The organism is Chitinophaga qingshengii (genome assembly GCF_014529935.1).
Classification (GTDB): Bacteria; Bacteroidota; Bacteroidia; order Chitinophagales; family Chitinophagaceae; genus Chitinophaga; species Chitinophaga qingshengii.
This window is the reverse complement of sequence record NZ_JACVFC010000001.1, coordinates 3,250,850-3,265,659: the sequence shown is the minus strand read 5'-3', so window position 1 is coordinate 3,265,659 and position 14,810 is coordinate 3,250,850. Positions and strand designations below refer to the sequence as shown.

The following is a 14,810-nucleotide window of genomic DNA, read 5'->3' as shown; positions in this document are numbered from 1 at the left end:
AAGCGGCACTTGTACAAAGAGCTCACTGCCCTGTTGGGTTTCCCTCCAGGCAACTTTGCCCTGTATGAGATAGCCCTTAGCCATCGCTCAAGCAAAGAGAAGTTCCTCGAAAGCAACGAGCGGTTGGAATACCTTGGCGATGCCATCCTGGGCGCTATTGTGGGCGATTATCTCTTTAAAAAATATCCTTACAAAACAGAAGGATACCTCACCGAGATGCGCTCTAAAATAGTGAACCGCCAGCAACTGAATGATATCGCTATCAAAATGGGGCTGCGTAAACTCACCATCTACGACAAATACAACAGCTTCCTGAAGATCAGCCAGATCTTTGGTAATACCCTCGAAGCATTGGTAGGCGCGGTATACCTGGACCGTGGCTATAACAAAACCCAACAGTTTGTTCACAAACGTATCCTTATGCCATATATCGATATGGAGCTGCTGGAAAGTGTGGAAATGAACCACAAGAACAAATTGTATGGCTGGGCTAATAAAAACGGCAAAGTCCTCGAGTTTGAACTGCTCGATGAACAAATGGACAATGGCCGGCGCATTTTTACTGTAGGCGCTGTGGTAGACGGTGAACTGATTTGCACCGGTAAAGCCTTCAATAAAAAAGACGCCAGCCAGATTGCTGCCCAGCAAGCCATTCAGCAACTGGGATTGTCAGACTAATACTTTCACTTCACAGGATGCCGCAAAATAGTTCTTAACTTCTCCGGCGCTGTTTTCCTGGTATCAGACAAATATATTTCATGGTGCCTGCCATTCATGTGTAACCCATGCTGGTGCATGAAGTCTTCCATTTTTTGCAGGGATGCCGGTTCCTCACTGAAAGGACCTATATGCATCATTTGTATGCAGGGGCCTTCTTCCATCGTTTTCAGGTCTACATTCCTGAACAGTGAAGACTGTTTCTTCTTTTCTGCGCCGAGCACTGCCGCCGACAGTTGTTGCCGGGTAACGTAATCGGGCATACGAATAGCCAGCTCATACATCCATTCGCTTCGCGGTACCAGTAGCGGTTCTACCGTGGTGTCGTTTACCCACCAGAAACCTTCCAGTTTGCTGACGGTAAAATCGTTGCCTGCATTTTTACACTGGAATTTAATTCCATAGGCTACGGCATAGAGTGCGCCGGTGTTTTCAGCAAAAACGGGCCCATTGGGATCGCCCTGACCGTTGATGGTCAGGAACAATCCTTTTTCGATGGTAGCCAGCTGCGGCGTGAGACTGGCAGTGTAGTAGCTTTTAAACGTTTTGGTAAGATCGAGTTTATTCATATCCGTTAGGTTGAGTGCATAGTCTATTTTAAATCCTGCCACTAATAACAGGGCCCATCCCAGAGCATGCCTGTATTTCATGATGTTAAGGTTTTAGGATACCCATCTGTACATTGGTGATGTTTTGATCCGGTTGATGAAAGTCGTACCGGAAATACTGTTCGCGGTTGTATCCAGCCAGTTGAATACCAAGGGCCCGGGTAATGCTGATCAGTTTTCCGTAAGTATCGCCGAGTTTGTCCCAGCCGCCTTCATGGGTGGTGCTGATACAATCGAAAGCGGGCAGTACTTCGCATTGGTAGGGAGCCGGTACCGGCCCGACGGCGGTTATCGGAAGACCAATTTCCAGCCTGAACATGGTTTGAGGGTTACCGTCAAACTGATGATAGTGCCATTGTACCGGGCCGCATACTTCCAGGCCCGCGGCTATGGCTTGCCGGTACATTTCCAGGGTGGCTGTCCGCACCAGGGGCAGCATACTCTCCATATTTACTTCGTAACTGCGGAAGAAGAAAGGCAGAGCCGGTACATGGCTGAATTGGGGCGTATTACCGGCTGCATCGAAGAAGCCAAACCAGAAGGCCAGTTCGGGCTGCTCCAGTATGCCCAGTGCGGTATAGATTTCTTTGGTGAAAGGTACCATGGCGGTGCCGGCAGCGGTGATCAGGTTACCGGCGGTGACGGCAGGCCGGGCTATATAATGGGCGGCGCCTTTATAATTCGGCGCCATCATCTGCAATACGCGGGCATCATTACCGGTATGCGAAATCTGGTCCAGCAGGCCATGATTGCCCAGGAATACTGTCGCATCGCAGATGGCTGCCAGCAGACGGCCACTGTCCAGCTGTTTCCGGACGAGGGGTAACAACGCTTCATGTTCAGCGCCGGCAGCGATGGTAGCGCCGCCCGGAATAATCAGGAGGTCGATATCCGCTGCTATAGCCTGTTCCAGGCTCTGTTGCGGTTGAACGCTGACATTCCCGCCGGAAGTGACCGGCTGCCCGTCTACCGAAAACGGTATCACCCGGATATCGGTAAAGTTGTTGAGTCCATAGACGGCCAGGGCTGGCTCCCAGTCTGAATACCGGTCGTATACGTATACGTAACAGTTGCGTTGTGCTTTCATATTGTTTATCGTTTAACAATACAAAACAACGCAGCAGGTGTGACAACCCTATGTCAGGAGGATTTAGTTATTTGGAAATTTTGTTATTTAGTTATTTAAACAAACAAATATCAAAATAGCTAAATATCTAAATGTCAAAATAACTAACTGATATAGTGGTTATTAAGTTCCGTTATCAGCTCGCACAGCGTGGTTTTAAGGGCAGCGGGTTCAATGATAGTGACTCCATTGCCAAACATAATCAGGTAGCGGGCGAGGTAATTCAGGCTGGATGTGAGGAAAGTCAGTTCTACCTTATCGCCTTTGGGGATTTCATCCATGAGGCCATAATAATACAGCTGGGTGCGCATATATCTCCGGAGGTCTTTATCCACCGCTATTTTCACCAGCAATGTCTTTTCCGGGGCAGCGTTGCGTCGCTGTTCCAGGTATTCCTGCAGGGATATGCGTTTATCTTTTTTATAATAGGAAGATGTAAGGTTAAGTTTACGGATACGGTCTACCCGGAAATCGCGGTAGCCTTGCCGGAGGCGGCACCAGGCAATCAGGTGCCAGTTGCTGCCATCGTGGAAAATACCGATGGGTTCTGTTTCACGCCGGGTAGCCACTTCTTCCTGGAAAGAAAAGTATTCCATGTTGACTACCTGTTGATGACCCAGCGCATGCTGCAGGTCCGTCAAAAAGCGGTTGGGGAAATTTTCCTGCTCCATCTGGCTGTAGGGGCGCATGACAACGATATTGTCTTCCAGTGATTCCAGGAAATCTTTTTCGGAGCCGCGTAATACAGACCGGATCTTCTCCATGGCAAAACCAAATTGTTTACGGCTGGATTGGTCGCCAAACTGTTCCATGAGCTTCTCCCCTGTCAGCAGGGAGGCTGCCTCCTCCTTGGAAAACATGACTGGTGGCAGGTGATAACCATCTACGATATAATAGCCGGTACCGGCTTCCGCTCCAATGGGCACGCCCGCCTCCTGTAAGGCTTTTACGTCGCGGTATACGGTCCGCAGGCTGATATTAAATCGCTCGGATATGTCAGCTGCTTTGACTATTTTTCTGCCTTGTAACTGGATGAGGATGGCGGTAAGCCTATCGATACGGTTCATGAAATTGCCAGGTTGTGACCTCTAATTTCGGAAGCCAAAAATTATTTTTTATTTTTTTTTGTGATCGCATTAAACTTTGGGGAGGTTAAACTGTCTTTAATATGTAACAAATCTTTGGAAAATAATTAAGTGGTTGATTACGAGCGTGATGTGAATTTCCAAAGATACACAAACACGATGCTACAGTACAGAATATAGGTTAAATGGTAAGCCCCTGCAATTTCTTGCGGGGGCCTGTTATTTATAGCCCACCCTGGGCTAAGATGTTGTTCAGGTTCTTACGGATGGAGGGGCTTATGGGTATTAGCCGGTGGTTTAGTTTTAGCAGATATAACCGATCTGGCCCACATACATATCTCTTTTTTGCTTTTCTTTTTGTTTATGTTTTAGGCAGATGCCTGCCTTTTGTTAATAACTCATGTCGGTGAGTTTTACTTTACCGCGGAAGGTCCAGAAAACGAAAATACTGTACCCTATCACCAGCGGTGTACCGATGGCTGCAATAAGCAACATGATCTTCAGCGATTTGTTGGAAGATGCCGCCTGGTAAATACTGATGCTGTAGGAAGGATCGGTGGTAGATAGTACAATGTTGGGATACAGTCCTACGGCAAACAAAATCAGCAAACAGGAAGTGATGATACAGGAATAGAAGAAAGCGGTGAAATATTTTCTGGAGTCGATATTGCGTTTGATGTTGAGCAGGATAAACACCGCTACCATGGGGATGATGAACAGTTCCGGATGATTTTTAAACTGATGGGTCATATGCGGAATGTATATCAGTGTGGCCATCGACGTTAGGATGAAACAAAGAATGAAGAACTTGCTGCAATTGTTCACCATGATAGTTAGTTTGGCGTAGAGCCGGTTTTCGGTCTTCATCACCAGGTAAATAGCCCCGTGGAGCATAAACAGGGACAACGTGGTAAAGGCTATCAAAATTGCATAAGGATTAAAGAAGGTCAGCAGGTTGCCGGTGAATTCATGTTCCTTGTTGATGGGCAGTCCGTGAATGAGGTTTCCCAGTACCAGTCCCAGTAACAAGGTAATGGCTGTACTGGAAACCGTGTAGGAAATATCCCACATCTTCCGCCACCAGGGCCATGGTTCCTTACTGCGGAACTCAATGGAGATAGCCCTGAAAATGAGCGCCACGAGGAACAACATAAAAGGAATGTAGAAGGTAGAGAAAATAACGCCATATACCAGTGGAAAACCTGCAAACAGCGCCCCTCCGGCTATGACGAGCCATACTTCATTACCATCCCACACAGGTCCGATAGCGTTGAGCACTAATCGCCTGCTTTCTTCCTTATTAAAAAACAGGTGCAGGGCGCCTGCGCCGAGGTCAAAACCATCGAGTACACCGTAACCGGTGATCAGTCCGCCGATCACTAAAAACCACCAGGTGGGAAGGTCCAGTCCGAGTATTGTTTCCATGCAAGGGTAGTTTAAGAAGGAAGGTTTGTCAAATTATTAGGGTAATACTGATCGTGATCGTCGTCGTGCGTACTGCCTGCGATGTCTGGCCCATGCTGTATCTTACGGTTAAGCAGATAAAGGAACAGGGTAAACAGCAACATATATACCAGCGTAAACAATATCAGCGAAAACATCACCTGATCTGCCGTTACTTTTTTGGAAAGCGCATCGGAAGTGCGCAGTAGTTTATATACCACCCAGGGCTGACGGCCCACCTCAGCTGCATACCAGCCTACCTGGTTGGCGATCTGCGGCAGCAGCACCGCCCAGGCAAAGACAATCATCAGCCAGCGTTGCTGAAACAGTTTTTTTCTCCATAATAATATCAAAGCCAGTAGCGTCAAACCAATCAGGGTCATCCCAATAGAGATCATGATATGGTAGGTCTGAAAAACGAAGTTGACCGCGCCGGGCCTGTCCTGTGGCGGCGTGGCGCGTAAACCTTCTACCGGCGCACTGAAGCTGCCATGGGTCAGAAAAGACAGCCCGCCGGGAATTTTGATACCGGTTGTTTTTTGTTCTTTATTATTCACCCAGCCAATGATATACATATCCGCCACGGCAAGGCTATCGTAATGCCCTTCCATCGCGGCCAATTTGGCGGGTTGGTATTTACTGACATAGTGAGCAGAACGGTGACCGGTGAAAAGCTGCGCCAGCGCTGCAATAACGGCTACGGCTAACCCTACTTTAAACATCGCCTGTGCGTGTTCCACAAAACGTTTTTTCAGGATATACCAGGCGGCAACGCTCATCACGAGGAAAGCTCCTGCCAGAAAGGAACCGATGATTACATGGGCGTAACGGTCTATGCTGGAAGGATTGTACACCATCGCCCAGAAATCGGTCACCACGGCTCTGGCGCCGAGATCATGCCCTTCAATCCGGTATCCGGCGGGCGTTTGCTGCCAGGAGTTGGCAATCACAATCCATAATGCAGACAAGGCGGACCCCACTGCCACCATGATGGTGGAGAAATAGTGCACGCCTTTATGCACCCGGTCCCATCCAAACAATAGAACCCCCAGGAAGGCCGATTCCATGGCAAAGGCAAAGATTCCTTCCGCTGCCAGCGCACTGCCGAAGATATCGCCTACATAATGGGAATAGGTAGCCCAGTTGGTCCCGAACTCAAATTCCATGACGATACCGGTCGCTACGCCAATACCAAATATCAGTGCAAAGATCTTGATCCAGAACTTCGTGATTTCCTTATATAACAGTTTTCCTGTTTTCAGGTAAAGCCCTTCCATGATCACCAAACACAGGCCCAGCCCAATGCTCAGCGGCGGGTAGATGTAATGGAAGGCAATCGTAAAGGCAAACTGTATCCTGGATAGTATTTCAACGGAAGGCATACGCATTGAATTATGAACACAAAGTTAGTGGCTGCTCCAATCGGTGAAACTGACGTTTATCATATATCTATAAATATATAATATTTTTCCCGCAAATAGTTCACGCAAAGGCGCAAAGCAGCTAAGAGCGCAAAGATGATATAAGCGAATATAAGAAAGCAAAGGAGCTAAGATCAACATTTGATCTTAGCTCCTTTGCTCTCTTAAAAATCTTAATGAAAAACTTTGCGCTCTTAGCTGCTTTGCGCCTTTGCGTGAACTACGCTTCCATGGTTTCAAACTCTTTTTTCCTTTCCCTGTATTCTTCCATGGTAAAGTTATATACAACGGAGTCACGTTTGTTTTTGTTGGATACAAAGTGACAGGCATGGATATACGGTTCTGCGATATTCAGTTTATCCAATGGCGTTACTACCAGTAGCTGGAGGTTCAGCTGTCCGCAATATTCCATCAGGTAGTGGCTTTTCTCCGGGTCCAGCTTGCTGAAAGCCTCATCCACGGTGATAAAGCGCAAACTGCGATGCTGACGGTTGGCCTCGTTGATGCCAAACTGGTAAGCGATAGCGGCCCCCAGGATGGTGTAGGTGAACTGGGCTTTTTCCCCACCGGAAAGACTGGCGGTATCCTCGTAGTATTTAAATGCTTTATTATCGGCGATGTAGTATTCTTTGGCGCCGAAGTCGAGCCAGTTACGTACATCCGTTACCTTGCGGCGCCATGCTTCGTTCTGTTGCAGCTCCGTGATCAGTACTTTGATGTTTTCAAAGAGTTGTTCGCCGTAGGCTTCGTCTTTTTCCAGGTGATACTTCATGGAGTCGGGTACGGCGCCACTCAGTTTTTCCTTGAAGTTTCGGATCTCCACGTCTTTTACATGGCGGCATTCCAGCTGGAGGTAAGTATCCGGATTTTTGTTGAAGGTGATGTTCCTGAGCGGTTCGTTCAGATCGTCCATCACTTCGCGGATAAGATCTTCCTGGCCGTATATCCATGCCCGGTAGTTTGTAATGGCATTGAGCATGCTGGTATCCATATATTTACGGAAACGTTCTTTGTGCTCAATGAGGCGCTGGTATTTGATATTCTCATAGAGAGAGGTGAATTCGTCGAGGTATCGTACATGCGGCTGCAGGTCGCTGACATCGCCGAGCCATTCCGGATAGGTATCGTGGATGGCTTTGGACGGCATCACGAAAGCGGATAACTGCCGGGTGATTTCGGCTTCTTTTTCGGCGGATTGGCGCATGGCATCGTGCAAGGTGGCCTTCAGGTTGTCATCGGCGCGTTTGCGGTAAGAAGCCAGTTCTGCGGTGGTTTCCGCCGGTTCGGTAAGTGACAGGTCGGACAGGTATTCCAGTACATATTGCAGGGAAACATCGTCCAGCTTGTTGACCTTCAGCTGATTAAAATGACGTAGTTTTTCGGCGGCTTTATCATCGATACGGCCTTTTTCCTGCAGCGCTCTTTCTTTTTCTTTTTCCTTGTCCTGGATTTGTGCGGTGACATCGTCGAGCTGATCGCAGATCACCTGGTATTTGTCGCTGGTTTGCAGCAGTTGTGCTTTTTCGCGGGCGAATGACTCGATCACGCCGGCATGTGTTTGCCAGTTGATTTCGCTGTAGTTGCGGAGCGACAGGAAAGCGTTCAGCAGCGTATTTACCGTGGTAATATTCTTACGGGTGGTTTCCAGCTGGGAGATGCTATGTTGCAGCGTTTCAATATTGCTGTTGCATTCGTCCTGTTCTTCCTTCAGCAGGCGCAGTTTATTTTTATTGTTCCAGCCGAGTACGTAGTTATTTTGTTGTGAACGATTCGGACGGTCATCTTTCTCATGACGTGTAGCCTGTCGCGTTAGTCCTTTGGAAGTAACGGCTTTACGTGATTTATTAAACACTGCCATGTCATCGGTACAGGTATAGTCAAACTGGTCCAGCAGCTGGTTTTGCAGCCATTCCTTGAAGATGGTACCGGGTTTGATTTCTATCTTCTGCAGCAGGCTTTCCTTTTCGGAAGGCATACGGAGCATGGTATAACTTTCGTCTTCCACTTTGTGGTAAACGAGGCGTGTTTGCAGGTTGTTGGAGTTGATGTACTTATTGATGTCCATGATGTACTCTTCCGGTACCAGCAGGCGCAGGCCGAAGTTGTGCAGCACTTTCTCAATAGCGTTTTCCCAGTGGCTTTCGCTGTCTTTCACGCGAACGAGCTCTCCCACAAACGGCAGGTCTTCTTCCTGTACATCGAGCATATCAGCGAGCTGTTGACGGATACGTACCAGCTCGTAGGGAATATTGTTTTTGCGGTTGAGGAAGGATTCAATTTCTTCTTCCAGCCGTGTTACCTGGGCCCTTTCGGCGGTGAGGCTGCTCTTGTAATGGAACATCTCTTCCTGGAGGGTTTCCAGTTGTTTATCGTGTGCGCCTTTCAGTTGTTCAGCGCCTGAAATGTTTTCGTGGAACTGCTGTTCATCCGGATTGGGCGCCAGTTCCAGCCGGTCGGCGAGCATGTTGTATTCCTCCATCTTATTACGTTTGCCTTCGAGGGCTTTTTGTTCGTAGTGGATGGATTTTTCGATGGAACGCAGTTGCTCGTCCACGCTGTTATTGGCTTTCTGGGCAATGAGTTCATCCTTGCGCAGGTTGAGCGTTTGCAGGTGTTCGTTGATGCCGGTGAGGGTGCGGGCTGTTTTCTGCTGTTCTTTCTGCAGTGCTTCCAGTTCATTTTCCAGGATATCTTTTTCCTGTTTGTTGAACCAGGCAGGCAGCAGATCCTGTAGCATCTGCAGTTCGTGGTTACGGTCCTGGAGTTCCTGCCACGCGGTTTTATTGGTGATGATGGGTTCCAGCATTTTCAGCTGGGTTTCATCTTTCTGGATGGCGCGGTGGCTGGACAGCAGGCTGTCGTAGTTTTCGCGCAGTTTCAGGAATTCGCCTTCCGCATCGGTTTCTTCCAGCATCTGGCCGCGGATAAAGGTATTGAGGTCGCCCAACACTTTGATACCTACTGTCTGGTTGAAGAGAGACAGGGCTTTTTCACTGCGCAGGCCGAAGATATTGCTGAAGAGGGCAGCGTATTCCTTGAAGCTGTCGGTAATTTCTGTTTTCGGGAATTCCAGGCGTAGTTTCTTTTTCCAATCGCCTTTCATATCGAATTTACCGTTGCCGAAGTGGTCGTTGATATTGAGTTTATGCGGAGATACGATGAATTGTCTTTTCAGTTCTCCGGAGTACCAGCGTACCTGCGCCAGGGTGATCTGGTGCATGGTGGCGGCATTGTAGAAATAGGCCAGCAGTACCGAGTACGGGTTGTTTTCCTTATGACGGAGCTGTTCTGTTTTAGATTGCAGCGAGTCTTCGGAGAATGTTTTACCGTAGTATCCCCAGAAGTAGGATTCTTCACCACGGTCTTTCCTTTGATCGGTACCGGACGACTGGTTATAAAAACGTTTACCGGCTGGCACGAGCAGTGTCAGCAGGGCGTCGATGAGCGTGGTTTTACCGCTACCGTTGGCGCCGGTGAGCAGAGAGGTCTGGCCGCTGGTGTTAAGTCGGTATATTTTATTATGGAACGTGCCCCAGTTGTATATTTCAAGATATTGTAACCGGAACCCGCTTTCTTTTGAATCACTGTTGAACAGGGTGGACATGCAAATTCAGTTTTGATTTAATTTCTTCCAGTTTCTCGTTGTTGACCAGTGCTTTGATCACTCTTTTTACCTCGTACTGATGCAGTTCCTTGTTGGCCGCGTCTTCGCGGGTAGCTTTGAGGATACCGATATTCAGCAGGCTGTTGATGGGTTTGTTCAGGTCTTTGAGCAGTTTGGATTTGTTGTTCCGCTCTTTGAAGAACAAGGCGAGTCTTTCCTTGATTTCTTTTTGGGTCATGAACAGCCGGGTACCGTTGCCTTTGATGTCAAATTCATCGAGGGCTTCGCGGAGTACGATGCAGAGCAGCGTGGCTTCGTAGGTGAGCCTGGTTTTACGCATGAGGCGTGGCAATGGTTTATCGCCGGAGGTATCATCTGCCTCAGGTTGCAGGATACGGGCAAAACCATCGCTTTCGTTGATAATGAGTTGCAGTCCTACCTGGTTAAGGTATTTGCTGAGTTCTGTTTGCCAGCCCAGCAGGTCTTTCCAGTATGCTTTGTCTTCTTCGTACACGGGGCCCTGCATGAGTTTGAGGAACACGTGCGCAAAGGGAGAAATATTGTGATCGGCCATGTTTCGTTTTAGTTTTGAGAGTTTGTAAACAGCACCATCGGCATGTTGATGACGCGGTTGCCCAGGGATACCGGATCTGGTGTTTCCAGTATGATATGGCTGGATGACTGGCTGGCGATGGAGAAATAGGTGATGAGTTCTGTCAGCCCTTTTTCTGTACCATAGATATCCACCAGTTCCTTCAAACTGATCTGTTTTTTGTTTTGTAATTGAGTGCTGATACGGTCTTCCAGCAATGTCCGGTCAATGTTGAAGTGATTGAACAGTGCATCGAGGTCGGAGTCTTCAAAATCATTTCCGCCGATACCTTCGGGGAATTCCACGTCGGGATGGACCTTTTTATCTTCCGCCATCTCCCAGCGGTCCAGCATATCTATTTCGGGGTCGCTTTCTATATCGATATAAAATTCTTCTCCGGGGATATTGTCCAGCGTTTGGAAGGCCAGCTGCCGGATATCGTTGATCAGTTCTACCGCTTTGCGGTGATCGGTGAGATTTTTTTCACTGAGTACGCGGCTGAGTTTATCGCTCAGTTTTTTGTTGGCGTCGATCACTTTTTTGCCGGAGGCATGGAGGAACTGTTTCAGTTTTTTCAGGAAGCGGTCGTTTTTGTACTCGATATTCCTTTCTTCCAGCAGAGAGTACAGTTTATCGATTACGTCGCGCATTTCCTCCTGCTTGTTTTCATCCATGAGGAACTGCCAGAAGGAATAGAAGCTTTTACCCTGGTCTTTCTGGCGGAGTGCTTCAAAAGAGTCGAGGGTATAGGCCAGCAGGGCGCCTTTGGCGATATCGCGTTCGCTTTGTTTGCGGTATATTTCCTGGGTGATTTGTTCGAAGTTATGTTCTACTTCCTTGAAATCGCTGAGCAGTTCACGGGACATGCGGTTCACATCATAGCAGCGTTCTTTGATCTGGGTATCGTCGAATACCTGTACTTTTCCGCTGATGGTGATGCTTTTGATCTCCTGTTCTATCTCAAATTTCTTTTTTTCCAGTTCCTGGATACGTTGTTTAGGATCTTTATTGCTTTGGTCTACCAGTTCCTTCAGTTTGGAAAAGATGTCTTTAAAGCGGCTTTCCGTACCCACAAACTCCCTTTTCCGGAGGGTAGATATCCAGTGCATAGCTTTTTCCATATCGCTGCTCAGTTCATGGATATCGTTGCCGTCGTCATCGGGATACTTCCGGAGGAAGCCTTTATTGCTCCATTGTTCCACATAATTCCGGGCTCTCTCGTCTTCATTGTCGAGCAGGCCGGTAGCGTCTATTTCGTCGTCTGTGGCCCGGTAGCCGGTAGCTGCCAGGTGGTCGGACAAACGGGTGACCAGTTCCACATTGGGAATGGTGGTATGGTTTTTCTCCTTGAATGTTTGGTGAAAAAATGACAACATCATTGGCGCGCTACGTGCCCGGAGTATCTTTAGCGTGATGGACTGGGCATATAGATTACATAATTGATCATAAGTCATGCAGTAAAATTACGGAATTACGAATTACGAATGACGAATTGGGGGGCCATTATAAGGCAATATTTACAAACCAGGGCTTCATTCGCTCATAATTCGTCATTCGTAATTCGACATTCGTAATTTACATAATATATAGCCCTTCAAACTTGGGTTTTACGGGTTGGGGTACCGGTTCATCGCCCATCAGTTCTATCAAATTGATTTCTATGGTGCGGGAAATGCTGTCCAGCGGGGTTCCCAGCGGATGATAGTCGAATGGGTTCATGAGTGCGATCCCGTTGAGGTGGGTGACATGGAACACGAAGCCGAACACCCATCCGAAGAGGATGGACCAGGCTCCGATGGATTCGGTCATCATCAGGGTATTCATGATCACATAAAACCAGATAAAAAGGCGGGTGAAATAGACATAACTGGGTGGGAAGACGGTGTTTTTGATTCTTTCTGACTTTCCCATTTCATCGCAGTGCTTTACCAGCAGGTCGTTGAGTTCAATAAAAGCGAAGCCGTCTATCGCGCCGGAATCCCGGAGTCGTTGCAGATCTTCCGATTGCAGGTTCAGCAGGGCATTGGGAATATTTTGCTGTTGCTGAACGTAGTCTATTTCTTCTTTGGTAAGGTAGCGGGTGTAGTAGTCGTCGGGGAGTTTGCGGAGGGCGGTTTTCAGGGCGTAAACAAACGAGAGGTGCCGGTAGATCATGTGACGGACAAAGGTCTTTTTTTCCTGGTCACCGTTGGTCTGCGTGTAGTAGAGCAGGCTTCTGGCCCAGGAACGGGAGTCGTTGACCAATGCCCCCCATATCATGCGGGCCTCCCACCAGCGGTCGTAGGCCTGGTTGTTATTGAAACCGATAAAAAAAGCGATGGCGGTACCCAATACTGCCGATACTGCCACGGGGATGGCTATATGGGCCGATAGCCAGTATTTATCCACAAAATACACGAGGGTACAACAAAGCAGCAGCATTACATCTACCTTCCAGGTGAAGGTAAAGATCTGAGCCAGGGAGAGTTTGTGTTTCAGCAGCATATGTCTGATTTATTTCTTCAGCAATTTGTCTTTCAGGATGATGTTCATTACACTGTCTTTCAAACCCCTGGACACGGGTACGAAGGCTTGTCCCATGGAAATTCTGTTGCCTTCTATACTGGTGATCTTCCGGGTATTGATGATATACGATTTATGGGTTTGAACAAATTCCGGACCGGTCACATTTTCGGCTACCGCTTTCAGGGTAGCGTGCGTAAGGTACCGTCCGTGTGTGGTGTGGATATTCACATAGTTTTCCATTGCCTCAATAAAGATAATGTCTTCCAGCAGTACCCGTACCAATTTTTCCCCGGTTTTTATGTAGATATCCCTTTCTGCCACAGGAGTGGCCGTGGCAGGGGAAAATACTTCCAGGGCGCGATTGGCCGCCTTCAGGAACCGCTCAAAGGAAATGGGTTTCATGAGGTAATCGATGGCATCCAGCTCAAAGCCTTTGAGGGCGTATTGTTCGTAGGCGGTAGTGAAAATCACTTTCGGCGGATGAGTCAGACTTTCCAGCAGTTCTACCCCGTTGATATAGGGCATTTCGATGTCCAGGAAAAGCAGGTCGACCGGCTGCTGCCGGAGCAGGTTATTGAGTGACAGCGCGTCTTCGCAAACACCGGCCAGTGTCAGGAAATCTATTTTTTCCACATATCCGGCCAGTCCTTTACGGGCTATAGGTTCGTCGTCCGTGATAATACAACTGATCTTCATAAAGCAATTTTTAGGTCTGCCGAATAGCTGTCGGGGTGATTACAAAGCGCCAGTTCATGTTTCTCCGGGTAAAGCAAGGCGAGGCGGCGGCGCAGGTTCTCCAGTCCTATGCCGCCCCTCCGCTGTTTCACTTCAATGGCCGTAGGCACGGCATTGCTCACATGAAATACCAGCCATCCGTTTTGCAGGTTGGCGGAGATATGAATCCAATATTCACCGCCGGCGTATTTAAAGGCATTTTCTACCAGGGGTAATAACAATAACGGGTATACGCTTTGTTTGTTCAGCTGGTTGTCTATTTCTACCTGTAACCGGAGGTGGTCGTTCATCCGGCTACGTTGCAAGCCGATATAGGTTTGCAGGTATTGCAGCTCCTTTCCTACCGTCACGGTTTGCTGATGGTCGTACAACTGGTAACGCAGCAGTTCGGAGAGCGTTTCCACGGTTTGTTTGGCGGTACCGATGTTTTCATCCATCTGGAAGTAAACTGTATTCAGCGCATTGAACAGGAAGTGGGGATGGAACTGGGCTTTGAGAAAACGGAGTTCTGTTTGTAACTGGTTGTTACTGATTTTTTCCAGCAGCAGCTGTTGTTCGTAGCTCTTACGTAACGAGGCATTGGCGCGTTTGATCACATAGTACAGCAGGTAAAACAGGGTAGGGATCAGCGTGAAATTGATCACGTCGTACAACTGGCTGCCGTTGTCGCCGGTAAAGTGCTGGATAGGCAGGATGATACCGTCTGTCATGGCAATGATGACGGCAGATACTACCAGGTATTCCTTGATAACCGGACCGGGCTTGGGTTTGCGCTGATAGTACCGGAGCAGGTAATTGAGCACATAGCTGTAAACATATCCCATGAACAGCAGCAGAAACTCTATCGACGTTTCCAGCAGGGGGCGTTCCCAGAACCGGAAGCCGGTAAGCACCGCGTTGATCAGGCGCATGGCGGTGTAGATCAAAAGGGCATATAAAAACGGGAAAATGTATTTGCGCCAGAACTGTTCCAT

The 14,810-nt window shown here is 48.2% G+C and carries 12 protein-coding genes; 1 reads left to right on the top strand and 11 read right to left on the bottom strand.

Features of this window, described 5'->3' with window-relative positions:
• Positions 1-9: 9 nt before the first annotated feature.
• Positions 10-678 (top strand): ribonuclease III, encoded by a 669-nt coding sequence (gene rnc, locus ICL07_RS12700; RefSeq protein ID WP_246485015.1) that lies wholly within the window; start codon positions 10-12, stop codon positions 676-678.
• A gap of 5 nt (positions 679-683) precedes the next feature.
• Here rnc and ICL07_RS12695 read toward each other — a convergent pair whose 3' ends face one another.
• The 11 genes from ICL07_RS12695 to ICL07_RS12645 form a co-directional block, all read right to left on the bottom strand.
• Positions 684-1,367 carry a GyrI-like domain-containing protein gene (locus tag ICL07_RS12695; RefSeq protein WP_246485014.1) on the bottom strand — a complete coding sequence of 228 codons (684 nt, stop codon included), beginning with the start codon at positions 1,365-1,367 and terminating at the stop codon, positions 684-686.
• Positions 1,368-1,371: 4 nt separating this feature from the next.
• Positions 1,372-2,412, bottom strand: a complete 1,041-nt coding sequence (locus tag ICL07_RS12690) for a DJ-1/PfpI family protein (RefSeq protein WP_188088275.1) — start codon at positions 2,410-2,412, stop codon at positions 1,372-1,374.
• Positions 2,413-2,555: 143 nt separating this feature from the next.
• Positions 2,556-3,518 carry a helix-turn-helix transcriptional regulator gene (locus ICL07_RS12685; RefSeq protein WP_188088274.1) on the bottom strand — a complete coding sequence of 321 codons (963 nt, stop codon included), beginning with the start codon at positions 3,516-3,518 and terminating at the stop codon, positions 2,556-2,558.
• 408 nt (positions 3,519-3,926) lie between these two features.
• A complete protein-coding gene (gene cydB / locus ICL07_RS12680) occupies positions 3,927-4,961 on the bottom strand; it encodes a cytochrome d ubiquinol oxidase subunit II (RefSeq protein ID WP_188088273.1) in 1,035 nt (344 codons plus the stop codon).
• Positions 4,962-4,972: 11 nt separating this feature from the next.
• Positions 4,973-6,361: a cytochrome ubiquinol oxidase subunit I gene (locus ICL07_RS12675; protein ID WP_188088272.1), complete on the bottom strand. Its 1,389-nt coding sequence runs from the start codon at positions 6,359-6,361 to the stop codon at positions 4,973-4,975.
• Between the two features lie 259 nt (positions 6,362-6,620).
• Positions 6,621-10,004: an ATP-binding protein gene (locus ICL07_RS12670; RefSeq protein ID WP_188088271.1), complete on the bottom strand. Its 3,384-nt coding sequence runs from the start codon at positions 10,002-10,004 to the stop codon at positions 6,621-6,623.
• A complete protein-coding gene (locus ICL07_RS12665) occupies positions 9,982-10,578 on the bottom strand; it encodes a DUF4194 domain-containing protein (protein ID WP_188088270.1) in 597 nt (198 codons plus the stop codon). Before ICL07_RS12665 ends, ICL07_RS12670 begins: the two co-directional genes overlap by 23 nt.
• A gap of 8 nt (positions 10,579-10,586) precedes the next feature.
• Entirely contained in the window at positions 10,587-12,050 is a 1,464-nt protein-coding gene (locus ICL07_RS12660; RefSeq protein ID WP_188088269.1) for a DUF3375 domain-containing protein, read from the bottom strand.
• Positions 12,051-12,171: 121 nt separating this feature from the next.
• Entirely contained in the window at positions 12,172-13,080 is a 909-nt protein-coding gene (locus tag ICL07_RS12655) for a bestrophin family protein (protein WP_188088268.1), read from the bottom strand.
• Positions 13,081-13,089: 9 nt separating this feature from the next.
• Positions 13,090-13,797 carry a LytR/AlgR family response regulator transcription factor gene (locus ICL07_RS12650; RefSeq protein ID WP_188088267.1) on the bottom strand — a complete coding sequence of 236 codons (708 nt, stop codon included), beginning with the start codon at positions 13,795-13,797 and terminating at the stop codon, positions 13,090-13,092.
• Entirely contained in the window at positions 13,794-14,810 is a 1,017-nt protein-coding gene (locus ICL07_RS12645) for a sensor histidine kinase (protein ID WP_188088266.1), read from the bottom strand. The genes ICL07_RS12650 and ICL07_RS12645 overlap by 4 nt, the downstream gene beginning before the upstream one ends.

Bases quoted from the DNA above. Each gene is read 5' to 3' on its own strand.
- ICL07_RS12645 (WP_188088266.1), bottom strand. From the start codon at position 14,810: ATGGAACAGTTCTGGCGCAAATACATTTTCCCGTTTTTATATGCCCTT.
- cydB (WP_188088273.1), bottom strand. From the start codon at position 4,961: ATGGAAACAATACTCGGACTGGACCTTCCCACCTGGTGGTTTTTAGTG.
- ICL07_RS12650 (WP_188088267.1), bottom strand. From the start codon at position 13,797: ATGAAGATCAGTTGTATTATCACGGACGACGAACCTATAGCCCGTAAA.
- ICL07_RS12685 (WP_188088274.1), bottom strand. From the start codon at position 3,518: ATGAACCGTATCGATAGGCTTACCGCCATCCTCATCCAGTTACAAGGC.
- ICL07_RS12670 (WP_188088271.1), bottom strand. From the start codon at position 10,004: ATGTCCACCCTGTTCAACAGTGATTCAAAAGAAAGCGGGTTCCGGTTA.
- ICL07_RS12675 (WP_188088272.1), bottom strand. From the start codon at position 6,361: ATGCCTTCCGTTGAAATACTATCCAGGATACAGTTTGCCTTTACGATT.
- ICL07_RS12655 (WP_188088268.1), bottom strand. From the start codon at position 13,080: ATGCTGCTGAAACACAAACTCTCCCTGGCTCAGATCTTTACCTTCACC.
- ICL07_RS12665 (WP_188088270.1), bottom strand. From the start codon at position 10,578: ATGGCCGATCACAATATTTCTCCCTTTGCGCACGTGTTCCTCAAACTC.
- ICL07_RS12690 (WP_188088275.1), bottom strand. From the start codon at position 2,412: ATGAAAGCACAACGCAACTGTTACGTATACGTATACGACCGGTATTCA.
- ICL07_RS12660 (WP_188088269.1), bottom strand. From the start codon at position 12,050: ATGACTTATGATCAATTATGTAATCTATATGCCCAGTCCATCACGCTA.
- ICL07_RS12695 (WP_246485014.1), bottom strand. From the start codon at position 1,367: ATGAAATACAGGCATGCTCTGGGATGGGCCCTGTTATTAGTGGCAGGA.